This window comes from Mycobacterium shunyiense (assembly GCF_058270035.1).
Genome location: NZ_JBZDPT010000003.1, coordinates 1 through 23,104, shown reverse-complemented (window position 1 = coordinate 23,104; position 23,104 = coordinate 1). Strand labels below are relative to the sequence as shown.

26 protein-coding genes and 1 pseudogene are annotated in these 23,104 nt (G+C 65.8%); 18 read left to right on the top strand and 9 right to left on the bottom strand.

Going from position 1 to position 23,104, the window contains the following annotated elements; all coding sequences use genetic code 11:
• Window positions 1-6: 6 nt before the first annotated feature.
• Window positions 7-876: a LysR family transcriptional regulator ArgP gene (locus AC4ELS_RS02915; RefSeq protein WP_064887773.1), complete on the bottom strand. Its 870-nt coding sequence runs from the start codon at window positions 874-876 to the stop codon at window positions 7-9.
• A 9-nt stretch (window positions 877-885) separates the two neighbouring features.
• A complete protein-coding gene (locus AC4ELS_RS02910) occupies window positions 886-1,551 on the bottom strand; it encodes a TetR/AcrR family transcriptional regulator (RefSeq protein ID WP_131811726.1) in 666 nt (221 codons plus the stop codon).
• A 126-nt stretch (window positions 1,552-1,677) separates the two neighbouring features.
• Between AC4ELS_RS02910 and AC4ELS_RS02905 the strand changes: the two genes are divergently transcribed.
• From AC4ELS_RS02905 to AC4ELS_RS02865, 9 genes are all read left to right on the top strand, one after another.
• Entirely contained in the window at window positions 1,678-1,965 is a 288-nt protein-coding gene (locus tag AC4ELS_RS02905) for a hypothetical protein (RefSeq protein WP_131811725.1), read from the top strand.
• A 75-nt stretch (window positions 1,966-2,040) separates the two neighbouring features.
• The gene (locus AC4ELS_RS02900; protein ID WP_064887767.1) at window positions 2,041-3,258 is read left to right on the top strand and encodes a sensor histidine kinase; all 1,218 of its coding nucleotides are present in this window, start codon (window positions 2,041-2,043) and stop codon (window positions 3,256-3,258) included.
• Window positions 3,255-3,917 carry a response regulator transcription factor gene (locus AC4ELS_RS02895; RefSeq protein ID WP_448445155.1) on the top strand — a complete coding sequence of 221 codons (663 nt, stop codon included), beginning with the start codon at window positions 3,255-3,257 and terminating at the stop codon, window positions 3,915-3,917. The genes AC4ELS_RS02900 and AC4ELS_RS02895 overlap by 4 nt, the downstream gene beginning before the upstream one ends.
• A gap of 95 nt (window positions 3,918-4,012) precedes the next feature.
• A complete protein-coding gene (locus AC4ELS_RS02890) occupies window positions 4,013-5,455 on the top strand; it encodes a bifunctional aminoglycoside phosphotransferase/ATP-binding protein (RefSeq protein ID WP_448445153.1) in 1,443 nt (480 codons plus the stop codon).
• Between the two features lie 162 nt (window positions 5,456-5,617).
• Complete coding sequence (gene crp / locus AC4ELS_RS02885) at window positions 5,618-6,292, top strand: cAMP-activated global transcriptional regulator CRP (RefSeq protein ID WP_064887761.1); 675 nt, start codon at window positions 5,618-5,620, stop codon at window positions 6,290-6,292.
• A 63-nt stretch (window positions 6,293-6,355) separates the two neighbouring features.
• Window positions 6,356-6,871: a MarR family winged helix-turn-helix transcriptional regulator gene (locus tag AC4ELS_RS02880; protein WP_064887759.1), complete on the top strand. Its 516-nt coding sequence runs from the start codon at window positions 6,356-6,358 to the stop codon at window positions 6,869-6,871.
• Between the two features lie 14 nt (window positions 6,872-6,885).
• Window positions 6,886-7,314, top strand: coding sequence for a DUF5313 domain-containing protein (locus AC4ELS_RS02875; RefSeq protein ID WP_064887757.1), 429 nt, complete (start codon window positions 6,886-6,888; stop codon window positions 7,312-7,314).
• A 61-nt stretch (window positions 7,315-7,375) separates the two neighbouring features.
• Entirely contained in the window at window positions 7,376-8,023 is a 648-nt protein-coding gene (locus tag AC4ELS_RS02870; RefSeq protein ID WP_448445149.1) for a GntR family transcriptional regulator, read from the top strand.
• Window positions 8,020-9,285, top strand: a complete 1,266-nt coding sequence (locus AC4ELS_RS02865; RefSeq protein WP_448445147.1) for an MFS transporter — start codon at window positions 8,020-8,022, stop codon at window positions 9,283-9,285. Before AC4ELS_RS02870 ends, AC4ELS_RS02865 begins: the two co-directional genes overlap by 4 nt.
• On the opposite strand, the pseudogene AC4ELS_RS02860 reads toward AC4ELS_RS02865, so the two are convergent.
• Window positions 9,277-9,396 (bottom strand): annotated as a pseudogene (locus AC4ELS_RS02860) (emopamil-binding protein); the annotation flags it as partial. The gene AC4ELS_RS02865 and the pseudogene AC4ELS_RS02860 sit on opposite strands and share 9 nt — an antisense overlap.
• Before the next feature lie 8 nt (window positions 9,397-9,404).
• Window positions 9,405-9,596, bottom strand: a complete 192-nt coding sequence (locus AC4ELS_RS02855; protein WP_039313160.1) for a hypothetical protein — start codon at window positions 9,594-9,596, stop codon at window positions 9,405-9,407.
• A gap of 82 nt (window positions 9,597-9,678) precedes the next feature.
• Between AC4ELS_RS02855 and AC4ELS_RS02850 the strand changes: the two genes are divergently transcribed.
• Complete coding sequence (locus AC4ELS_RS02850) at window positions 9,679-9,831, top strand: hypothetical protein (RefSeq protein WP_448445145.1); 153 nt, start codon at window positions 9,679-9,681, stop codon at window positions 9,829-9,831.
• 33 nt (window positions 9,832-9,864) lie between these two features.
• Here AC4ELS_RS02850 and AC4ELS_RS02845 read toward each other — a convergent pair whose 3' ends face one another.
• The 5 genes from AC4ELS_RS02845 to AC4ELS_RS02825 form a co-directional block, all read right to left on the bottom strand.
• Window positions 9,865-10,545 carry an alpha/beta hydrolase family protein gene (locus AC4ELS_RS02845; RefSeq protein WP_448445143.1) on the bottom strand — a complete coding sequence of 227 codons (681 nt, stop codon included), beginning with the start codon at window positions 10,543-10,545 and terminating at the stop codon, window positions 9,865-9,867.
• Between the two features lie 15 nt (window positions 10,546-10,560).
• Window positions 10,561-10,851, bottom strand: coding sequence for a DUF4193 domain-containing protein (locus AC4ELS_RS02840; RefSeq protein ID WP_448445141.1), 291 nt, complete (start codon window positions 10,849-10,851; stop codon window positions 10,561-10,563).
• Between the two features lie 132 nt (window positions 10,852-10,983).
• Window positions 10,984-12,642, bottom strand: a complete 1,659-nt coding sequence (abc-f, locus tag AC4ELS_RS02835) for a ribosomal protection-like ABC-F family protein (protein WP_448445138.1) — start codon at window positions 12,640-12,642, stop codon at window positions 10,984-10,986.
• 25 nt (window positions 12,643-12,667) lie between these two features.
• Window positions 12,668-13,321, bottom strand: coding sequence for a response regulator (locus tag AC4ELS_RS02830; RefSeq protein ID WP_448445253.1), 654 nt, complete (start codon window positions 13,319-13,321; stop codon window positions 12,668-12,670).
• Entirely contained in the window at window positions 13,318-14,619 is a 1,302-nt protein-coding gene (locus AC4ELS_RS02825; protein ID WP_448445136.1) for a sensor histidine kinase, read from the bottom strand. The genes AC4ELS_RS02830 and AC4ELS_RS02825 overlap by 4 nt, the downstream gene beginning before the upstream one ends.
• 316 nt (window positions 14,620-14,935) lie before the next feature.
• On the opposite strand from AC4ELS_RS02825, the gene AC4ELS_RS02820 reads away from it, so the two are divergent.
• The 8 genes from AC4ELS_RS02820 (at window position 14,936) to AC4ELS_RS02785 (ending at window position 23,009) form a co-directional block, all read left to right on the top strand.
• Window positions 14,936-16,453, top strand: a complete 1,518-nt coding sequence (locus tag AC4ELS_RS02820; RefSeq protein ID WP_448445251.1) for a serine hydrolase domain-containing protein — start codon at window positions 14,936-14,938, stop codon at window positions 16,451-16,453.
• Window positions 16,454-16,906: 453 nt separating this feature from the next.
• The gene (locus AC4ELS_RS02815; protein WP_499045757.1) at window positions 16,907-17,074 is read left to right on the top strand and encodes a hypothetical protein; all 168 of its coding nucleotides are present in this window, start codon (window positions 16,907-16,909) and stop codon (window positions 17,072-17,074) included.
• A gap of 36 nt (window positions 17,075-17,110) precedes the next feature.
• Window positions 17,111-18,553 carry an SAVED domain-containing protein gene (locus AC4ELS_RS02810; RefSeq protein ID WP_499045755.1) on the top strand — a complete coding sequence of 481 codons (1,443 nt, stop codon included), beginning with the start codon at window positions 17,111-17,113 and terminating at the stop codon, window positions 18,551-18,553.
• A gap of 129 nt (window positions 18,554-18,682) precedes the next feature.
• Entirely contained in the window at window positions 18,683-19,636 is a 954-nt protein-coding gene (locus AC4ELS_RS02805; protein ID WP_499045753.1) for a nucleotidyltransferase family protein, read from the top strand.
• Window positions 19,633-20,232: a hypothetical protein gene (locus AC4ELS_RS02800; protein ID WP_499045751.1), complete on the top strand. Its 600-nt coding sequence runs from the start codon at window positions 19,633-19,635 to the stop codon at window positions 20,230-20,232. The genes AC4ELS_RS02805 and AC4ELS_RS02800 overlap by 4 nt, the downstream gene beginning before the upstream one ends.
• Window positions 20,219-21,514 carry a ThiF family adenylyltransferase gene (locus tag AC4ELS_RS02795; RefSeq protein ID WP_499045749.1) on the top strand — a complete coding sequence of 432 codons (1,296 nt, stop codon included), beginning with the start codon at window positions 20,219-20,221 and terminating at the stop codon, window positions 21,512-21,514. Before AC4ELS_RS02800 ends, AC4ELS_RS02795 begins: the two co-directional genes overlap by 14 nt.
• Window positions 21,502-22,056, top strand: a complete 555-nt coding sequence (locus tag AC4ELS_RS02790) for a Mov34/MPN/PAD-1 family protein (RefSeq protein WP_499045747.1) — start codon at window positions 21,502-21,504, stop codon at window positions 22,054-22,056. The genes AC4ELS_RS02795 and AC4ELS_RS02790 overlap by 13 nt, the downstream gene beginning before the upstream one ends.
• Window positions 22,053-23,009, top strand: coding sequence for a TIR domain-containing protein (locus tag AC4ELS_RS02785; protein ID WP_499045744.1), 957 nt, complete (start codon window positions 22,053-22,055; stop codon window positions 23,007-23,009). Before AC4ELS_RS02790 ends, AC4ELS_RS02785 begins: the two co-directional genes overlap by 4 nt.
• The last annotated feature ends 95 nt before the right edge of the window (window positions 23,010-23,104 follow it).

The window sequence follows — 23,104 nt, the reverse complement described above, 5'->3', positions numbered from 1 at the left end:
GGACTCTCAAGCCTGGGCCGGACCGCGCAGACCGGCCGCCGCGTCGCGAACCGCCGCCGTGATGGTGTCGACCATGGGGCTGTCGAGCTTCCAGCACTGCCAGTACAGCGGCACGTCCAGATACTGCTCGGTGATCCGGACGAAGTCTTCGTCGACCAGTTCCTCGGGGTACATCCCCCAGCCCAACCCGGCCCGCACCGCGGCGCCGAAACCCTCGGCCGTCGGGATGAAATGGATCGGCCTGACGATATCTTTGCGGAACACCTTGCGCACCAACTGATCCTGCAGTGCGTCATCTCGGTTCCAGGCCAGCGACGGCGCCGCCTGCGCGGCGTCGTGGGTGAAACCGTCCGGTAGGTAGCGCTGCACGTAGCCGGCACCGGCCACCGGCACGTAACGCATCGCCCCCAGGGCATGCACCCGGCAGCCCGGCACCGGGCGCCGCTCGGTGGTGACCGCGCCCATCACCACACCCTCACGCAGGAAGCGTGCCGAAAGGTCCTGGTCCTCGATCCGGATGTCGAACAAGAACTCGGACGCCCGGGCGAATACTCCGGTGAACCAGGTCGCCATCGAATCGGCGTTGACCGCCAACGCGATCCTGGTGCGGTGCCCGGCACCACCACCCATCTCCGCCAGCGTCTCGGACTCCAACAACGCCGTCTGCGCAGCCAACCTCAGCAATGGGACACCGGCAGGTGTTGCCGTGCAAGGCTTTTCGCGCACCACCAGAACCTGACCGACACGCTGCTCCAAGGCCTTGATGCGCTGACTGACCGCCGACGGCGTCACATGCAGACGCTGCGCGGCCGCGTCGAAACTCCCCAACTCGACCACCGCGGCGAAAGCAGCGAGCTGCTGGCCGTCGATCTGCACGCAACGATCCTAATCGGGCAGACCATCGTTGCCGCGTAAACCGCTGCCGGTGAACCGGACCAACTGGTCAACCCACCCGCGGTCCAAGCCGCCGGGCCCCAAGGGCCGACCGTAGAGCGACAAGTCCGAGCTGGCCAGCGCGCCGATCATCCCGAGGATGGCAATTGTGCTGCGCTGCTGGCCTTCTCTGGTCTGAATGTCCGGCACCGCACGCCCTGCCGCGGCAAAGAACAACTCCGGCAAACTCGGTGTGCCCGCCAGCTGGTCGAGCCAGATCTGGTCTTCATCCAGGGCAAGCTGATTCATCACCTTCAGCCAGCGCAATCCGCCGACCGGATCCTCGTCGAGCAGCCTGACGTAGGGCGCGATGAGTGCTTCGACGACGTCAGAGACCCCGATCTCGTCACCGCCCTCAGCCACCCGCACCAGCTCGGAGACAACGGCCTCGAACACCGACGGGGCGCGCCGTCGCGCCACCTCCAGCACGAGGTCGCGCTTGGCCGGGAAGTGATAGGCCACCGCACGACTGGCCACGCCCGCCTCGCGGGCCACTGCCCGCGCCGCCACCGCACCGATCGACATCTCCGCGAACATTCGCTCTGCGGTATCGACGATCAGAGTTCGGGTGTCGACATCACGCCGGGGACCACGCCTACGGGTCGAACTCGAGGGCACAACAGGAGCCTAACCAGTCGCGGCCCCATCGTCCTGTGGTCGGTTCAGTTGTCCTACTACGGTCGTAGGTCAAGATCGGACAGCAGCGCGATGTGGGCTGACCTGCATTCTTCGTAGCGTCGAGCCATGACACGAGCACAGCGTTCCCCAGCTATCTCGATAGCGAATTCGATGACCGGCGTCGCCCGTGGATGGACGGCGAAAGACGCCGTTTTCACCCCTCCGGTGACAGATCCAGCGATCCCGAGCGGCCCCGCCCGTCGGGAGGGTGGTTTCTGGCGGCGCACCCTGACCGCGGTGCGTACAGCGCTGGCGGCCGCTCCCCGGCCCGATCTCAAGCAGCCGTACTATCCGCCGCTGCGCGAAAAATTCGTCGAGGACTCCGCGATGGCACGTGAGATGTGGCGACTCTGAGTGTTGAAATCCGGCCCCAAAAAATCCGACTCTGGTAGGACGTGCGGAAACAAGCTCACCTTCTACGATCAGAACATGCTCGGCAGCATCGCCCGCGGCTTGCGCGCGCATGTACACCGGCGGGGGTATGCCCTGCCGGTCGGCTACAACTGGGCCATCGTTTTGGCGTTCGACACCACGGTCATGGGTGCCGGCGTGGTGGCGATGTTGCAACGGCCTACGGCCGACCTTCCGGCGGGCCTGCTCGCACTCGTCGTCTGCATCGCCCCCTTCGCGTTGTTCTACCTGTCCGGCGTCGATTTCAAGGCGCCGATCGTCTGGGCGACCTGGACTACCTCGACCGCGATCCTGCTGTTCGCGACCGCGACACCGGTCCCCAATGATTTCGCCCCGCTGATCGCGGTGCTGATGGTGGGTGAGGTGGCCTCGCTGGCCGGCGTGTGGGGCGGATTCCTCGCGTCGCTGACCGCGGCCACCCTGCTGCTGACCGCCGCGGCACAGCACCGCCTCGACGCCCTGCCGCTCTATCTCGGAATCCTCGGGATGGGCTGGCTGGTGGGCTATCTCGTATACACCCAACAGCAACTCATGCGACAGCAACAGGAGTCACAGGCCGCGCAGGCCCGCCACGCGGCGGCCGATGAACGCCGCCGGATCGCCCGCGAGGTCCACGACGTGATCGCGCACTCGCTGAGCGTTACCTTGCTGCATGTGACGGGCGCACGTCGCGGGTTGCAGCAGGACCGCGACGTCGACGACGCCGTGGAGGCATTGGAGCAGGCTGAACGCCTCGGCCGTCAGGCCATGGCCGACATCCGCCGCACGGTCGGGCTACTCGACGGTGCCCCGATGAGCATGGCTCCCGAGCCGGGCGTCGACGACATCAGTTGTCTGGTAGACGATTTCGTGCGTGCCGGGCTCAATGTGCGGTGCGACGCCACCGGCCGCACCGATGCGGTCTCGGCAGCGGTGGGCTTGGCGTTGTATCGCATCGCCCAGGAGTCGCTGGCCAACATCGCCAAACATGCACCCGATGCGGAAGCGACCGTGCTACTGAGAATCTCACGCACCTCGGCGACCTTGACGGTCGCCAATCGACTCCCGGTCCCGGCGTTGGCCGTGCGGAACGGTCACGACGTGGAGGGTCGCGGGGTGCGCGGAATGCGCCAGCGCGTCGAGCTCCTCGGCGGGATCATCAGCGTCGGCCCCGCCGACGACGGATGGTCGGTGCGCACGAACATTCCGTTGGACGACACCGACCGGGCACCCCGCTGGTGCCCCGTGGTGTCATGACGGACCCGGTGAGCGAGGTAGCGGTCCTCCTCGTCGACGATCAGGATCTGGTGCGCTCCGGCCTGCGCCGCATCCTTCGGCGCAAGGACGGCTTCACGATCGTCGCCGAATGCGCCGACGGTGACGAGGTGCCCGACGCCGTCAGCCGGTACCGCCCCGACGTGGTGGTGATGGATCTGCGGATGAAACGGGTCGACGGGATCGAGGCCACCCGCCAGGTGACAGCGGTCGACGGGCCGCCGGTGCTGGCGCTGACCACGTTCAACGACGACGAGTTGCTCTCGGGGGCGTTGCGTGCGGGAGCCAGCGGGTTCGTGCTCAAGGATTCCTCCGCCGAGGAACTGATCCGGGCGGTGCGCGCAGTGGCACTGGGTGACAGCTATCTCGACCCCGCGGTGACCTCGCGAGTGCTCACCACCTACCGCAAGTCCGCCGAACCACGTCGCGCCGCCGCCGTGGGCGACCTCACGGCCCGTGAGCTCGATGTGCTGACGCTCATCGCCAAGGGGCATTCGAACGCCGAGATCGCCGATGAACTGAGCATCTCCGGGCTCACCGTCAAGAGCCACATCGGCCACATCTTCATCAAGCTCGACCTGCGTGACCGCGCCGCCGCGATCATCCACGCCTACGACTCCGGGCTGGTCAGTCCCCGGTAATAGGGTCTTTGGGCCATGGGCTGAAGGACTTTCGGCAGGCGAATGCCGACGGATGACCACTACCTTCTGTAGTCCAAGCCGAGCCATCATGGGTTATGGCCGCTGCCGAAATCCACGAAACACACACCGGGGTCGTCGCGTTGGTGGGCGAGAAGGCTTACAAGGCCAAGAAGGCCGTCACCACGGACTTTCTCGATTTCAGCTCGGTCGAGCAGCGGGAACAGGTGTGCCTACGTGAGGTTCGCCTGAACCAGCGGCTGGCGCCCGACAGCTATCTCGGGGTCGCCCATTTTTCCGATCCGCAAGGTGGCCCGCCCGAGCCGGTGATCGTGATGCGCAGGTACCCCGATTCGCGCCGGTTGACGTCGATCGTCGTCAATGGTGAACCCGTGATGGAGCATCTGTCGGCGATCGCGGAGGTGATCGCGCGGTTTCACGCCGGCGCGGAACGGTCGGAAGACATCGACCGCGCAGCGGCGGTGCCCGCGGTTGCCGGCCGTTGGCGTGACAACCTCACCGAATTGCGCAAGTACGCCGGAACCGTGGTGCCTGCGGAATCGCTGGCCGAGATCGACCGTCTGTATGACCAGTTCATCGCAGGACGCACCGCACTGTTCGACGGCCGCATCGCCGAGCGCCGCATCGTCGACGGCCACGCCGACCTGTTGACCGGCGACATCTTCTGCATGCCGGACGGGCCGGCCATCCTCGACTGTCTGGAGTTCGACGACGCCCTACGCCATGTCGACTGCTGCGACGACGCCGCATTCCTGGCGATGGACCTGGAATTCCTCGGCCGCCGAGACCTGGCGGACTACTTCATCGCCGAGTACCAGCGGCTCTCCGGGGATACCCCGCCACCGGCGTTGGTGGATTTCTACATCGCTTACCGTGCCGGAGTCCGCGCCAAAGTCGACTGCATCAGGGTTGATCAGGGCGACGCGAGCGCCGCGGACGACGCCAGGCGCCATCTCGACATCGCCCTCGATCACCTCCGCCGAGGTGCCGTGCGACTGGTCATCATCGGCGGAGGTCCCGGTACCGGTAAGACCACGCTCGCGCACGGTCTCGCCGAACAGGTGGCGGCCCGGGTCATCTCCACCGATGACGTGCGCCGCGAGCTGCAAGAGCGTGGGCTCGTCGACGGCGCGGCCGGGATATTGAACGAGGGGCTGTACAGCAGCGAGAACGTGGCCGCTGTGTATGAGGCCGTGCTGGACAAGGCCCGCGAGACGTTGGCCATCGGGCAGTCGGTGATCCTCGACGGCACCTGGCGGGATCCGGATCTTCGCCGGCGAGCGCGGGAGATGGCAGCGGACCAGAAATGCCCGACAGCGGAGTTGTCGTGCACAGTGCCTCTCGACGAAGCCAAGCAGCGCATCGTCCAGCGTCGGGTCACCAACTCGGATGCCACCCCGCAGATCGCAGAAGGTTTGGCGTCCGACGCCGATTGGTCCGACGCCCATCCCATCAACACGCGTCGCCCGCTTGCGGACTCCGTCGCCGAAGCCCAGCGGATCTGTTGCTCGGCGATCTGACCGCCACCGTTCGCCTCCATTACGGAATGCGGCCTGGGTGTAAACCCGGAGCCGCGGGCCGATCGATAGCCCTTGTAAAGTAAAACGGCGGCCTTCCTTTCGGCTGCGACCAGTACAAACCTTCCGGGTCACCAGGTTCGGCACATCCACCAAGGGGGAAATATGAATGAAGTGCTGGCCCGCGCCGGCATCTTCCAAGGTGTGTCGCCTGACGCCGTGGCCGCGCTCGTCCGGCAGTTGGAACCGGTGACCTTCCGTCGGACCGAGGTGGTGTTCTCCGAGGGCGAGCCCGGCGACACGCTGTACATCATCACCTCGGGCAAGGTGAAGATCGGCCGCAAGTCCGTGGACGGTCGCGAGAGCCTGATAACACTGATGGGTCCGTCGGACATGTTCGGCGAGCTCGCCATCTTCGATCCGGGGCCGCGGACCTCGACCGTGACCGCTCTGACCGAGGTGAAGGCGGTCGTGATGAGCCGCAGCGTGCTGCGGAGCTGGATCGCCGACCGGCCCGAGATCGCCGAACAGCTCCTGCGCGTGCTGGCCCGCCGGTTGCGCCGCACCAACGACAACCTGTCCGATCTGATCTTCACCGATGTGCCGGGCCGGGTCGCCAAGCAACTGCTCTACCTGGCGCAACGGTTCGGCAGCCGCGATGGCACCGCGCTGCGTGTCGACCACGAGCTGACCCAGGAAGAGATCGCCCAACTCGTCGGCTCTTCGCGCGAGACGGTCAACAAGGCGCTGTCGGACTTCGCGCAGCGCGGCTGGATCCGCGTTCAGGGCCGCAGCATCCTGATCGACAACGCCGAACGATTGGCCAAGCGCGCGCACTGACCGTGTGAGCATGTGACCGTCGAGACATTGTTAGCACCCTAACTATTAGGGTACTTTCTAAGTATGACCGCAGTATCCGAAGCGTCTGCCGCACCCCCTGTGCAGCTCAGCGCCGACCCCCTGGCGCTCGAGCGGCAGGTCTGTTTCGCGCTGGCCGTGAGCAACCGCGCCGTGCTGGCGGTGTATCGGCCACTGCTGGAGCCACTGGGCCTGACCCATCCGCAGTACCTGGTGATGCTGGCGTTGTGGGATCACCAGCGGTCCGATTCCGGCGGCACTCCGCCGCTGTCGGTCAAAGAGATCGCCTCCGCGCTGCAGCTGGATTCGGCGACGCTCTCGCCGATGCTCAAACGGCTGGAAGCACTCGGCCTGCTCACCCGCAGCCGCCGCGCCGGGGATGAACGCGCGACCGATGTCGAGCTCACCGAGGCCGGGATCGCCCTGCGTGAACGGGCTCTGGCCATCCCACCCGCGGTAGTGGAGCGCCTGGGCGTCGACATCGCCGAACTCGAAGAGCTGCATCGGGTGTTGACCCGCATCAACGTGGCTGCACTGGCGGCCAATTCACTCACCGATTGACACCAGGAGCCCTCATGGCCGGCCAGAAAACCAAAGACCGTCCCAACTTCTTTCAATACGTCGCCTACTGCTACGGCAAGCGGTTGCCCGATTCCATGCGCGAGTGGGTGGCTCACGACCTTGCCGACCATGGCGCCGTGCGGCGGCACTTGATCCGGATGGCGATCCCGCCGCTTTTCGTACTGGCGCCGCTCTGGCTTCTGCCCGCCTCGCTCTATGTGCACATCGAGATGACCGTGCCGATCTACATCTGGGCCATCTTGATGGCGCTCGCGCTCAACAAGATCTGGCGCCGGCACCGGTTGGCGCAGCACGGCCTGGACCCCAATCTGGTCGACGAGATCCAGTACAAGAAGGACCAGCGAAAGCACGAGGAGTACATCCGGCGGTTCGGGCCCCGTCCCGAAGCGTCCAAGCATCAGGCCAACAGCAGCCCGTTCTAGGGTTTGACCTGGCCACACCCCTTGCATGCAAGCTTGCATGCAAGGGGTACAGTGGTCTTCCGTGGGCCAGGACGAGAAATCGAGCAACAGCCAGCGCGTCTACCGGATGACCAAGGACCAGATCCTCTCCGGTGAGTTTCGCGGCGGGCAGCTGCTCAGCGAGGTTGAGGTGGCGACGCAGCTCGGGGTCAGCCGGACGCCGGTGCACGAGGCGTTTCTGCGCCTGGCCGCCGAGGACTTCCTGGACCTGATGCCGCGACGCGGCGCCGTCGTCGTCCCCGTGTCCGCCCAAGAGGCCACCGACCTGCTGGAGATGCGCCTGGCACTGGAGACCGCGGCGGTGCGCCGGCTGTGCCGGTCATCGGAGTCCATCGACACTCTGTTCGGTGAGCTGACCGAGTTGGTCGAACGGCAGCGCCACGGCGCCGCGATCGGTGACGCCGATCAGTTCGCCGCCGCCGACGATGCGTTTCACCGCCGGATCGTGCAGGTCGCCGGGAATTCGATCGCCGGCCGCTTCTACGGATCACTCAGCGATCGGCAGCGCCGCATGATGGCCGACGCCGCCCGATCGGACTCCGCCCGGCTCACCGAGCTGATCGGCGAACACGCGGATCTGGCCGATGCCATCGGCCGCCGTGATGTCCCCGGTTTCGAGGGTGCCCTCCTGTCCCACCTGGAAGCGACCTACCGGGTGGTGCTGGCATGACCGCTGTCGCAACGGAATTCGTCGAGGTGCCCGCCCGGCGCCGGCGACGCATGCAGCCATGGCTCGCCGTCGCCGTCGCCGTCTTCTGCATCGGTTGGGGCGGAAACCAATTCACCCCACTGCTGATCGCTTATGCCCAGCACTCCGGCTACACCCGGGTCGACGTCGACATCCTGTTGGGCGCCTACGTTCTCGGCCTGATTCCGGGGCTGCTGATCGCCTCGACGCTGTCGGACCGCCACGGTCGACGCAACGTGATGGCCGCCGGCGTGGTCAGCGCCGCGCTGGGCAGTCTCATACTGGCCGTCGGCGACTACTGGGGCTTCCCGGCCCTGTTCGTCGGCCGGTTGTTCAGCGGAGTGGCGGTCGGCATCGCGATGGCAGTCGGTTCGGCGTGGATCGCTGAACTGTCCAAGCCACCCTTCGACAACGATGCTTCCGCCGGGGCCGGAGCGCGCCGCGCCTCGATCTGCCTGTCCCTGGGCTTCGGCGTCGGGCCGCTGTGCGCCGGACTGCTCACCGTGTACGCGCCGCTGCCGTTGGTGCTGACCTACCTGGTCCACGCTGCCCTGTGCGTGCCGGTGGTGTGGGCGGTGTGGAACCGGGCCGTCGAGACCCGGTCCCGCACGACCTCGCGGCCCTTCCTCGACGGGTTGAAAGTGCCTGCAGCCGGCCATCGCCGGTTCCTACATGTGGTTGTTCCCATGGCACCGTGGATCTTTGGCTCGGCCGCCATCGCGTACGCCGTGGTGCCGGCGCTGGTCGCCGACCAGCTCGGGTCCTGGGCGCTGCTGTACACCGTGGGGTTGACCGTGCTGACATTGGGCTGCGGCGTGGCGATCCAACCCGTCGCGCGCCGACTCGACGACGTGTCCAGCTCCCGCGCCGTGGTGGTGTCGATGGCGTTGATGGCACTGGGCATCTTCGCCGCGGTGGCCACCGCTGTCACACACTCAGCGCTCGTCGCGCCGCTGGTCGCAATGCTGCTCGGCAGTGCCTACGGCATCGCGATCGTGTCGGGTCTGCTTGAGATCCAACGCATTGCCCCGCCCGACGAGCTCGCCGGTATCTCCGGGGTCTACTACTCGCTGGCCTATCTGGGGTTCCTGTTGCCCGCGGTACTCGCTGCGCTGGCGCACTGGTTCAGCTATCCGGAGATGCTGACTTTCGTTGGCGTACTGGCGATTGTCTGCACGGCCGTGTGCGCGTCGGGGTGGGCCAAACATCTGGAGCCGCGGACGGCCGGCGCACGCTCACAGTGATGCGGGCACCCGGCTGTCATCGCCCACACCGGCACGACGCGTGAGGTAATCGATCTGCAGATAGATCGCGTAGAGAACGAGCGGCGGCAGCACGATGAAGGGAACGTTCTCCTCGGTGGTCAGTATTTGCGGTCGCCTTCGCTGTCATCGAAGAACGCCCAGTCACCGTCGGCCGAGAGCACTTCCATGCGCCAGCCCAACTCCGGCTCCGCCTTCTGGTCGACGAACCACGCATGGGCGTCGTCAGCACTCTCGATGTCCTTGGTGTCGACGACCTCGCCCTTGGGATTGAGTACACGATAAGTAGCCATTGGCTCAGCGTTCCCCCGAATTAGGCCGTCGAATCAGCGCCGTGGACGGATTGGAACCCGCGACTGTGGGTAGCCAATCGCCATGCCCAGCGCAGACAAGCCCCATGACGAGAGCGCCGACGATGCCAAGGAACCACCTCCAGGGCCTACCGATCACGGTCGCGAAGGCGGGATGGCCACACGAGAGATCGCGCCGGAGCTGACCGAACCTGACGTGAACCAAGACTCCGGCTGAGCGCAGGCCGGCGCGGACCGCTGCCGTCCGGTGTCACGGGTGCAGCAGCGCAGCGGCGATGTGGTCGGCTACCAGCCCAGCTGTCCGCAGCGTCTCGGCATCCTCGGCCGGCACGTACTGATCTCGCGAAGCGTCGTACCTGGTACCGGCGATCGTGGCGTGATCAGCCGGTAGCTCGACGAGGGTGACCGGCCACCCGACCTTCTCGAGTTCGGCAGCGAACGTGCGGCTCACCGAGACCGGGACGACGTCGTCGCCGACACCATGCAGCAAGGTAAAAGACGCACCCACCCGATCGGCGGAAAGGCTGGATGTCAACTGCTCACCCGAGATCGGGTCCGTCGCCATGAAGGCGCCGGCCAGGCACACCGTATGAGAAATGGCGGCGCCGAACCGGGCGGCGTGGATGGTGAGTCCAGCGGCCGCGGTACCACCCAACGACCACCCGGCCAATGCGAGATGGTCAGGTTCCACGGCCCAGGAGTGGGCGAACTCCACGGAGCGCAGCAGGTCTGATCGGCCCCCATCAGGAGCGTGGGAATCCCAATCGGGCACGACGACACCGAAACCGCGTCTGGCCACCAGCTCGGCAATCGGGCGTACGGCGGCGCGGGCATCGGTCTGCATGCCGTGCCACAAGACGAGCGTCGGCGCCGCGCGGTCACCGAAAACGTCGGCCGAGCGCGCCGGCGCGTACTGCACGGACTCGGTCACGGCGGCGACCGCCGATCAGGCACAGTCGACGCAGACCGGATTGTCGGGTCCACTACTGGCCAGGCGGTGACTGTGCTGGACGAGAAAGCAGCTCGAACAGGTGAACTCGTCAGCCTGCTTCGGTACCACCCGCACGGTGAACTCCTCACCGGAAAGGTCGGCACCTGGTAGTTCGAAGTCATCGAGCGCATCGGCCTCGTCAACGTCGGTGGCAGCGTCGTTGCCTCGACCGGCCAACGCTTCCAAAGACTCGTCGACTGACTCTTCGGTTTCCTTCTGGCGGGGCGCGTCGTAGTCGGTGGTCATTACGTGTCCTTTCGGCCGGTCCTGGGTCTCGGCCCGACATTGCGATCCGGGCTGCATTCCCCCGCGAGCACATCGCCAAACCGCAGAACCATGGATCGCCGACGCCTTCGTGGATATCGGCAGACGCCGGCGCTACAACTCGGCGACGCGCCCGTCGTCGACCAGCCACCTTCGGTCCAGCCGAACGTTCTGCAGCATGCGGCGGTCATGCGTCACCAGTAACAACGCACCGTCGTACGACTCGAGCGCCTGCTCAAGTTGTTCGATGGCGGGCAGGTCCAGATGGTTCGTCGGCTCATCGAGAACCAGCACATTGGTGCCACGTGCCTGTAGCAGCGCCAGGCCGGCACGGGTTCGCTCCCCCGGTGACAGTTCGTCAACCGGGCGTTCGACATGATCGGCCCGCAGCCCGAACTTCGCCAGCAGGGTTCGCACATCGGCGGTCGACCAGTCCGGCAGGTGCTGCTCGAACCGGTCGACGAGTCGCACGGTACCCGTGAAATCGGCACGGGCCTGGTCGATCTCGCCGATGGCGACACTGGCGCCCAGGCCGGCGCGACCCTCATCGGGCTGTCGGCGCCCCAGCAACAGTCGCAGCAATGTCGACTTGCCGGCCCCGTTGGCGCCGGTGATACCGATCCGCTCGCCGGCGTCAACCTGCAACGACACCGGGCCGAGAACGAAATCACCTTGCCGCACAACGGCATTGTCGAGGGTGGCGACGACCGAGCTCGACCGTGGCGCGGTGCCGATGGTGAACTGCAGGGTCCATTCCTTCCGGGGTTCCTCGACCTCCTCGAGGCGGGCGATCCGGCTCTCCATCTGACGCACCTTCTGCGCCTGCTTCTCGCTGGACTCGGTGGCCGCACGTCGACGGATCTTGTCGTTGTCCGGTGACTTGCGCATGGCGTTGCGGGTGCCCTGGCTCGACCACTCACGCTGGGTGCGGGCCCGAGCCACCAGGTCGGCCTTCTTCTCGGCGAACTCTTCGTACTGTTCCCGCCGGTGCCGTCGGCCGACCTCCCGCTCCTCCAGATAGCTTTCGTAGCCACCTCCGAAAACGGTGGTGGTGTTCTGTGCCAGATCCAGCTCGAGCACGCGAGTCACGCTGCGGGCGAGGAACTCCCGATCATGGCTCACCAGTACCACACCCCCGCGAAGCTCCCTGACGAACTGCTCGAGCCGGGCCAGCCCGTCGAGGTCGAGATCGTTGGTCGGCTCATCGAGCAGCACGATGTCGAACCGGGACAGCAGCAGCGCCGCCAACCCCACCCGCGCCGCCTGCCCACCGGACAACGCGGTCATCGGCGTCGAGTCCGGTCGCACCGCATCGGTGTCGAGTCCGAGATCGGCCAACACGGCCGGCAGCCGTTCGTCGAGGTCGGCCGCGCCGGTGGCCAGCCAGTGATCCAGCGCAGCGGAGTAGGCAGCGGCCGGATCCTCCTCCCCGGGGTCCGGGTCGGCCAGTGCCGCGGCCGCGGCATCCATGGCCTGCGTGGCTTCGGCGCATCCGGTGCGACGCGCGATGTAGGCCGCGACGGTCTCCCCCGGTACGCGCTCGTGTTCCTGCGGCAGCCATCCGACGAACGCGTCGGCCGGCGCCACGCTGACCATGCCGTCGAGCGGCTCGAGATCGCCCGCCAGGATCCGCAGCAGTGTGCTCTTGCCCGCACCGTTGACGCCGACGACCCCGACGACATCGCCCGGTGCCACGGTCAGGTCGACCCCCTCGAACAGGGTGCGATGGGCGAATCCGCCGGCCACATTCTTCGCGACAAGCGTTGCGGTCATGGCCCCCATCGTCGCATCACCGCGGTCACGATCCCCAACCGCGCAGATACGTCAGCACGGCGCGCACCCGGCGGTGCTGCTCGCCGTCGATCGGCAGGCCGAGCTTGGCGAAGATGCTGCTGATGTGCTTCTCCACCGCGCCGGCGCTGACGACCAGGGTGCGGGCAATGTTCGTGTTCGACCGGCCCTCCGCCATCAGTGCGAGCACCTCCTGCTCGCGCGCGGTCATCTGTCGCAGCGGGTCATCACGCCGGCGCCGGACCAGCAGCTGGGCCACCACATCGGGGTCGAGCACCGTGCCACCGGACGCCACCCGCTGCACCGCATCGAGGAAGTCGGCGATCGCCACGACCCGGTCCTTGAGGAGATAGCCGATCGCGCCGGCGCCGTCCGCCAGCAGGTCGTCGGCGTAGGACACCTCGACGTACTGGGACAGCACGAGAACTGGCGATCGGGCCACCCGTCGCCGGGCTTCCACTGCGGCACGCAGGCCCTCGTCGGAGTGAGACGGCGGCATCCGGACGTCGACCACCGAGACGTCCGGCCTGTGCTGTTCGATCGCCTGGACCAGCGACGGGCCATCGCCGACCGCGGCAACCACGTCGTGGCCGTTCTCGTTCAGCAACCGGATGAGGCCTTCCCGCAGGAGGACCGCATCGTCGGCCACCACCACTCTCAACACAACAGTTCCACCCCGATCGTGGTTGGCCCACCGGCGGGACTCACCACACTCAGCGTGCCACCGCCGGCCCGAATCCGATCGGCCAGACCCGCCAGGCCGTGGCCCTTGGCCACGTGAGCACCGCCGTCACCGTCGTCGACGATCTCGACGCGCACACCGCCGGGACCGTGTGCGACCGTGACCCAACAGTTCTGTGCACCACTGTGTTTGGCGACATTGGTCAGCGCTTCGGCCACCGCGAAGTAGGCGGTGGTCTCCACCGCGGCGTCGAGCCTTCCCGCCGGCTCGCCCAGGGCGGAGTCGACCGCGAGCTCGACCGGGATGGTGCACCGCGCCGCCAGTGCGGCCAGCGCGCTGGGCAGTCCACGGTCGGTGAGTACCGGCGGGGCGATACCGCGGGACAGCGCACGCAACTCGTTCAGCGTGTCCTGCGTCTGACTGATCGCCTCGTCGAGGGTGTCGCGCAGCGGCCCCGGATCACCATCCAGGTGCTGGCGCGCGCGACCCAGATCCATCGCGAGGCGGATGAGCCGCTGCTGCGGTCCGTCGTGAATGTCGCGTTCCAGCCGGCGCAGGGCGGTGGCCTCGGCGGAGGCGGCCGCGGCCTTCTGTTCCGTCAGCACGGTGATCGTCTGACGCAGCTCGGCCACACCGGTCAACAGGGCTCGGCTGAAGCCCGCTTGGAGCACGGCGCACCCGCGCACCACGAGCGGGAGGCTGATCAGACAGACCAGACCGATCGCGGTCTGGAAGGCGATCCGGGCAAAAGCGCTGTCGCCGAGCCCGATCAGCTGGGCAAGCGAGGTGTTGTCGGGGCTGCGCGGGATGCTCCAGTCCCACAGAACGGTCAAGGTGCCGGCGATCGCCGAAGCCCACCAGCTGATCACGATGGTGAACGTGAGCACCGCGACCGGAAAGCAGAGAATGCCGTACACGAGGTCAAGCCAGAACTGGCCCTGGGTGAGCGGGGCGAGGATCCGCTTCCAGACGCCCGCACCCGGCGGGGCCGCCCGGTAGACGGGCCGGCTGCGGGGCCGACGCAGCACGGCCGGAAAGCGAAGCCGCTCGATATCGGCGAACAGGCGCGCCACGAACAGGGTGCCGACGAGGATCAGCAGGCCGACACCGATGACCAGAGTCCCGATCCCCGCTGACAGTCCGGTCACCAGCACACTGAAACTCACTGTGGCGAGCGGAAATCCGAGCAGTACATACCCGGTGTCCACGCCGAGCTGCCGAAGGCGGCCGACTCGTTGGGGCTGCGCCGTGTTCCTCGACAGGGTCCCGCTGGTCATGGGCTCGACGCTACGCATCTGTCGGATCCGCTCCCATCCGGCGCGCCTGCGTGTCCGGGGTAGGGCTGTCCCCACCCTCGCGGTAGTAGGACATCGGGCTGTCTGCCCCGCGGGCTCTGCGATTCCTCCGATGGTGTTGCCCGCTGAGCACTGTGGCGAACGTGCAGCCTTCTGTCTGATCTTTGGTGCCTCGCCACAAGAACCTGCACGTTCGTCACAGTGCGCCGCGAACATGTTGGGGTGCGAAGGCGCGGCGTGTTTCAACGCCCAACTTCCTCGCACTGTCCACCGCCCGGCTACCGTCGATCCGGTGGCAATGTCACGGTCGCGTCTTGCTCGGCTCTGCACCGTCGGAACCGTCGTGTTCACGATCGCCGCGGTCACATCGTGCGGGCCGTCGACACGTCCACCGGCGGCCAGTTCCACGTCGACGGCGACTACGCCGGCACCCACCGCCCCACCCCCCACGACGGCAGCCGTCGTTCCCACCGGTGACTTCGCCCCGGTGGTCCAGATCATCGACGACGCGATCGCAGCGCCCCGGCTGCCCGGAGCGGTGGTCCAGGTCGGCCACGGCGGAAACATCGTCTTTCGTCAGGCTTTCGGTTCACGCAAGCTGGCCGGCGAACCGGGGCTGGACGGGGCACCTGCCCCCGCCGAACCGATGACCGAGGACACGATCTTCGATCTGGCCTCGCTGTCGAAGTGCCTCACGACGGCTGTTGCCATCCTGCAGCTCCACGAACAGGGACGGGTTCAACTCGACGAACCCGTGCAGACCTACCTGCCCGACTTCAACCCCAACAACGACCCACGCCGTGCGCGGGTGACAGTGCGCATGTTGCTCACCCATACGTCGGGCATCGCGGGAGATCTGAGCCTGGACGGGCCGTGGGGACTGGACAAGCCCGACAAGGCCGAGGGCATCCACCGTGCCCTCGGAGCGTGGGTGGTGTTCGAGCCCGGGGAGCGGTTTCACTACTCCGACATCGGCTTCATCATCCTCGGTGCACTCCTCGAGAAGATCACCGGTGAAACCGAGGACACCTACATCCAGAAGAACGTGTTCGCACCGCTCGCGATGACGGACACCCGCTATCTCCCGGTCACCAAAGCATGTGGCCCGCACCAGGTTCGGGGAACTGCCATAACGCTCGATCCGCATGCACCCAAAGTTGGCGACTGCCCGGCCGGTACGTGGAACACCGATCTTCTGGCGCGCGTCGCACCCACGGCGCTCGACGAGGACACCCCGGGCCTCAATCCGGACTTCGGTCATCCGCTGCGCGGCACCGTGCACGATCCGACGGCCCGACGCATGGGCGGAGTGGCCGGCAGCGCCGGGGTGTTCTCCACGGTGAACGATGTCGGCCGGTTCGCGCAGGCGCTCCTCGACCGCCTCGCCGGACGGCCGAGCGCGTTTCCACTGAAGCAGTCCACGCTGGCATTGATGACGACCCCCCAGCAGCCGGGGCACAACCCGGCACAGGTCGATGCGGCCAACAACGCCAGCCGCGAAGCCGTCGAGAACACCCCCAACACAACACATCCCCTGCTCGCACCGCACTATCCCGCCATCGCCGGCCAAGACCTCCGCGGATTCGGTTGGGACATCGACACGGAGCAGTCCCGGCCGCGGGGCATGGTCTTTCCGGTCGGCAGCTTCGGGCACACCGGCTTCACCGGAGTGACGTTGTGGATGGACCCGGGGTCGGACAGCTACGTCGTCGTCCTCGGGAACGTGATCCATCAGCGCGGCGCCCCGCCCATGGCCGGGCTGAGCGGTGAAGTGGCCACACTGACCGGCCGGGCCCTACATCTGTACGGGACCTAGCTTGCGACGACCCTGTCGAGATGCAACGAAGATTGACAAGACACGCCTGGCTACTTTGACAAGATTCGGGCGTGTCGCGATGCCTTGTTAATCTTCGCTGCAAAAGCGCAGGTCAGAAGCTTGGACATCCACAAACCTTCGTCATCTCACGTCAGGCTCCCGTCTTCACACAACGAGAATTTTCGTCCAGCGCAGGCAGAAGAGTCACACCGCACGGTCTCCTGGCGGTGGCGCCTTGACGCGACACTGGGTTTCACCCAAAGCCGCCATCCTGTTTCTCCCGCCGGGTTCACTCAAGCGGGATCCCCCAACAGTTGGCACATTCGGCGCAACACTAAAAACGTTGGTCGATCCCGACACAGGCGGCCTAAATTTCCTTGCTTCGCAATGACTTTGGCTCCCAATCTCGCCATGCGGGTATGCGTACCGCGGTATCAATGGTTTTCACTGTCCATGGAACAACTCGACTGCAGCATGATCCGCAGAACCGACCACGGATACGTGCTCGATGCCCGCCGTGTCGTCGGCCTCTCCTCTGTGTCTACGCCATCTGGTTTGACCATCACGCTGACGGCCGAATCCCGCATCGACGATCCGCCCGGGCGCCGCGATCGGCGGTGAGCCCACCTTTGACCCCCAACCCCTAGGATCGTCACCGTGACCGGCAACCAATTGCCCAGCGCAACCGGCGTTAGGATCGCCGGTGACGATTATCAATGGTTGCATGCCTGGCGGGTGTGCATGGAAGCCCTCCACCAGGACTCGACAGGATACGAGGACAACCCCACGGTCGCTGTCGGCGTCGAGGAATCCGGTGTGGGCAATGGCGACGACGTCGTCCGGTACCGACGACAACCGCCGCATGCGTTCATGCAGGTCAAGTACGCCGTCGATCACCGCACTGCGGTGGGCCTGGCCTATCTGGACGACGAGGGCATCCTGAAGAAGATGGTCGCTGCGCACACCACTTTGACCGCCGACGGCGCCCCAGCCGAAATGCGCCTGGTCACCAACCGCACCATCGACCCACAAGACTTGCTGCTGCGTGACCGCGATGGCCGTGACCGACGACTGATGCCACGCGCAGCTCAGGGCACACCGCGATCTGAACGCGGCAAAGCCCGCACGGCGTGGGCTCAGGCAGCGGACACCAACGAGTCGACGTTGACAAGCTTCCTCCACGATTTCTACCTCGACGTGGCCTATGACGTGCCCCGGCTGCGCCACGAGATCAGCCTTTTGATGACGGCCAATGGGCTGAGGTCAGACGACAACGCGATCGATCAGGGTGGGGGCTGGATCGCCAAGCAGGTCCGTGCCGGCCACCGACGACTGAGCCTTAATGACATCAAAGAGGCGGTGGCCGCCCTTAACCTACGCGCAGGCTCCCCGTGGACGACCGTCTCCATTGCGACCATCAAACTTGACCCGCTCGCCGACCATGCAGCAGTGAGCATCGATTGGGTCGACCGGATCGACGGCGATACGGACTGGACCCGAGTGGCTCCCGCACCGCCAAATACCTGGGCTGAGTTAGCTACCGACATAGCCGCCATCCCAGCCAAGTTAAATGGCGCCCGCCGCATCCTCGTCGGTGGCCACATGCGGCAGGCCACCGGATTCCGTGCCGGCGCCGAACTACGTCGGGTCCTCGGTTACGAGATCGGTATCCGCCAAGGCGACCAGCTGTGGAGCAGTGAAGAATTCACGCAGGCCTACCCGATGGACGTCGACGAGGACACCGTCGGCTCCGGCACGGGTACAGCGCTTATCGTCAACGTTGCCGCCAACGCGGCATCCGACGCCATCGAATGGATCCAACGCTCGGAACTGCCGGTGAGCACTGTCGTGACCGCCACGCCCTCGGCCGGAATCGGCCCGCGGGCCGTGCCGACACCGACGGCGGCCAACAGCCTCGCCGTGGCAGTGCGCGACCTCGCGCGCCGCCACGCAAGCGCGGGATCTCTGCATCTGTTCCTGATCGGCCCGCTCGGATTGGCAGTTCTCCTGGGTCACCACTGGAACCGCGTCGCCACCACACACGTCTACGAGCATCTCGGCGGAGCCGACTACGCGCACGCCTTCACCGTCGACGCGTAAGCATCCGTACCGCTCGGGCCAGTTAGGTCGAGAAGCTGCCACGACGCGCCGTAGCGCCGACCTGTGCTGTGTCGGTGCTGCCAGCTAAATTCGACGCACTACACCACACGGCGATGATCAGGAGAGCACGTGAGCGTAAACGACGCCTTCAAAGCGTTCCAGGATGTGGTTAACGCCGACGTGACCGCCGTGCAAGATGCCCGCGCGCGCCGAGACCTTTTCAAAGAAGCGTTCGGCCCGCTGCCCGACGTCGACGAGGTCGTCCCGTCCGGCTCGCTCGCGCGAGGCACCCAGAAGGACCCGATCCGCGACGTCGACGTCATCGTCGTCTTCGACGGCGATGACCATCCCGACTGGGGCGAGCCTGGCGCCTCTGCCAAAGACGCCCTGGACTACACCCGCGAGCACGTCCATGGACTGCTCGGAGCCACCAACGGCACCCACGCCCAGGAAGTTCGCCTTGCCCGCTGGCGCAACCACGCTGTCAAGTGCTTCCTGGACGACCCAGACGATCCAGATGCATTCACCGTCGATGCAATGCCCGCAATGCGACGCGACGGAAAGCTCCTCATCCCCCAGGCGGTTTCCGAGGAATGGATCTGCGTCGATCCCGAGTACCTCATCGCTGAGGTCGCCAAGAAGCACGCTGCCTGGAACAAGTTCGCCGGCTCCGTCCGCATGCTGAAGTGGTGGGCTGCCGAACAGAACATCAAGATCAAATCTCTGGTGATGGAGGTACTCGCGCTTCAGTTCTTGCCGACGGACTCCTCGCAGCCTGCGGCGTTCGCCCAGTTCTTCGTCAGCGCGGCCTACCACATCGAGGGAGGCTCGGAAGTCCTCGACCCAGCGCAGCTGTGCGGACCGATTCAGTCCGACCTCGATTACGACACATTCGCCAAACGTCTGGCCAGCGCACGTGACGGTGCCGCTAAGGCGATCCAGGCACAAGTCAACAATGACGCCCACTCAGCGATCCACCACTGGGGCAGGGTCTTTGGTGACGAATTTCCTGTCCCCGCCAATCCGGGGCCGGTGGTCGTTCCACCGCCGCCCCGACCAGTGAAGGACACTCCGCAGGGATGACAACCCCCGCACGCCGGCCGCAGGATCTTGCGCCGATCCTGTGGCTGGACGCCGAACCCGCACGTCTGCCGCGTGACCGCGACGAGATTGCCGCTTTCGCGCCGCACCTGCAGTACATCGAAACGGACACAGAATGCGGTGAATCTTCTCAGCACGGTGGATGGTCGGGTGAGCTACCGCGGTGGCCGTTCGACCGCGAGGAACCCGCGTCTTTGATCGATCTCATCGGCGAGCACGGGATGACGGTGGCGATGCTTTACCCCTCCGCATACCCGATGGTGCCACCCATCCTCTATTCCATCGATCCCAAGCCTTCGTTGATGGAGCAGACACAGACCGCCTGGCATGTCGCGCCTGGCGGTTCGCTATGCCTACTGCAGAGCGTCGGTGCATGGCGGCCGGAGACGAGCGTCACCGAGCTATTAGCCAAAGCCGCCGGCTGGCGAGTCGAGTACGCCCTGATGAAGGCCGGCGTTATTAAACAGATGTCCACCAACGGAATTGTTTCGGATCCCTCATCTGATCACCTGATTGCCGAGGCCGTTCGCCTGGCGCCGGACGTCGCAGGCCGCGAGGACACAGATGTACCGCAATGACCCCTACATCATCCTTACAACTGACGGCGCCACAAAAATCGCATCTTCCACGGCTGCCCGCGGTGGCCTAACCATGCGAAACGTGCCTTCGGACAACATATTCGTCGTCAGCGCCGTCGAGACGGCTGGAGGCGTCCGCACTGGAGTCGATATTCCGCGGGAGTTCGCAGCCCTCAACTGGGGTGATCAGATCCGTCCCGCCCAATGGGTACGCAAGCCGACTGAGACCATCAACATCGACCACTTCGGCATGCTTCGTCGGCCGGGTGCGACCGCCGACTTCGATACCTTCAGACTATTGGTTCCACGACTAATCGATCCGGGCGCCAAACACGGAATTCTGATCACCCACCAACCCGACTTAGATCCGGAGCTCCGCGCAATCGGGGTCTGCGAGTTCGCCGGTTGGCTGATCCATCGCGAAGGGGTCCGGCCCATTCACGTGGAAGTCGAACCTTCCATCATCGGTATCGGGCAGTTAGCGGACTCGTGGCCGATCCAACGCCTCGGCACGAACTCGATCATGCTGGTCGGCTGCGGCAGCCTTGGCAGCGCCGCAGCCGAAGCCCTCGCGGGTTACGGCGTGGGCCGCGTTGAACTTGTTGACCCCGACCGATTCCTCTGGCACAACATGATTCGGCACACGCTTGGCCCTGAAAGCGTTGGGCGTTATAAGGTTTCGGCACTAAAAGACCGCCTTAATTCCTCATGGCCCTCCCAGGATGTTCGCGAGCACCGTCTCGACGTCGTTGACGATGCGCACCACATTCGGCCGCTTATCGAGGACGTCGACCTGGTCCTGTGCACCGCAGACGGGATCGCCCCACGACGCGTAGTCAGCCACCTCGCCCGCCGCAGTTCCACGCCAGCCGTGCTTGCCTGCGTCCTCGACCACGGCGCCGTCGGCGAAATTCTGCGGCTGCGTCCCACCCCACGATTCGGATGCCTCCTTTGCTTGCGGCAGCATCTTGCAGAGCGCGGAGCTATGGATGCAGAAGCAGATCAGGAACTTGCCTACGGCACCGGACGCACCCATCAACCCATGACCGCCGTCCCGCCGGACCTTCGCTACGTTGGCACTCTCGCCGCCAAGATCGCCGTTGCCACACTCCTGGAGTCGCTGCACGGCGACCACACCCAACGACTACCCGCCGAGCATGCAATTCTCGGGCTACACCCCGCAGGCGATCTCGCAGAGCCCTTCGGCCTCCATAAGCCGGGCGACATACAGTGGTTGCCCATCCCACCACCTCGCCAGGACTGCCCGACGTGCGCCGCCTAGTGGCCCCCACAGAACCACCGGTAGCGCACATCGCCCCCGCCGCGCTGCACACAATCGCCCGCGAGGCACTGCGATCACGCGACGGCCTGGAGACGGGAGGAATCCTGCTCGGACCCGACACGACCGCCACCATTTCGATCAGCCGCGCAGGAGATCCGGGGCCCAAGGCACACCGTACCGAGCACTCGTTCTTGCGGGACCTCGCGCACGCCCAATCTCTCGCGAATTCAGCGTGGCAGGAAGACGGCCACCAGTGGATCGGCGAATGGCACACCCACCCCGCGGGCGAGTTGACTCCCAGTGCGCTCGATCTTCATTCCTACCTTCAGCACCTCCACGACCCCGAACTGCACCTCAACCGGTTCGTGGCGGTCATCGTCGGACTCGCGCCGGAAACCAGAATCACCATCGCCGGCTGGCTTATTGAGCACAACAGCGTCTGCGCGCTGAGACTGGACACGGACGCCGACGCGGAGAACCCGAAATTCGCGCCGCTGCAACAACACCCGGCCCGCACTGATGGTCACCGGACAGGACGATGACCGCCGACCCTGCAGGTCCGATCTTCATCTCCTACCGGCAAAACGACGGCACCGCCATCGCCGCCGAACTCGCATGGCTGTTGCGAGCCGCAGGCCTGCCCGTATGGCGAGACAGCGACGATCTACCACCTGGCGGCACTAAAAGTCGTCTCACACTAGCAATATCCGCGGGTATATCCGGAGCGGTACTCGTCGTCACACCAGACATCAGTAATAGCGCCGTCGTCAAAACAGTCGAAGCGCCCCAGTTGCTACAACTACACCACTCCCACCCACAGTTCGCACTCGCTATTGCCAATGCAGTTGAAACAGAACGCAGTTCGCCTGATTACGTGGCACCCGACAGCCTGCTAGAAGTCGAACCGGGCACGCTCGCGGGCGTAGACCAACACTCCACCGATCGCGCTGGTCTGCTTTTCATCGTTCGCCAGCTCCTTCGGCATCGTGCGTCAAGTCATCACGCACGCGTATCCGACACGCAGACTTGCGAACTGAGTGTGCAGACCCGCAACGCCCCACAGTCCCATGACCGCACCGCAAGCGCTTTCGATATCCGACTACGGCCATCCGACCACGAGCGGTTGCCCAGCGTTGCGGGGCTCAATGACCTGCGGGACACGATCGGATTTTTACCCGACGCGATTACTCGGACAGCCGCTGAACACGTACGGATCCGCGGAGGCGGACACCTTTGTGTCGCTTTCGCGCTGGGAGCCGCCTTGCCATCCTCACGCGTGGGACATATTGAAGTGATCGATCAGCGGGGGAAGTCGTGGACAAGCGGCGACGAGGCCAAGGTGTCAACGCCGCCGCACCTCTACGTCGAGACCGAGGGAGTGAACGGCGCGTCGGTTACCGACCGGCGCCGAGGCGTCGCGGTCTACCTCGATCTCACGGGGCAGTCAAGCAACGCGGCCTTCGAACGGTACTTCGAGGAGAACCGGCGGCACTGAGGGGGACCCGTTTGGTGGTCCAGTCGCTATGCGACTTGGGGTTGGTGGGTCGTGGCCCACTGTAGGGCAAACTCGGCTGGGGTGAGTTCGTCGTG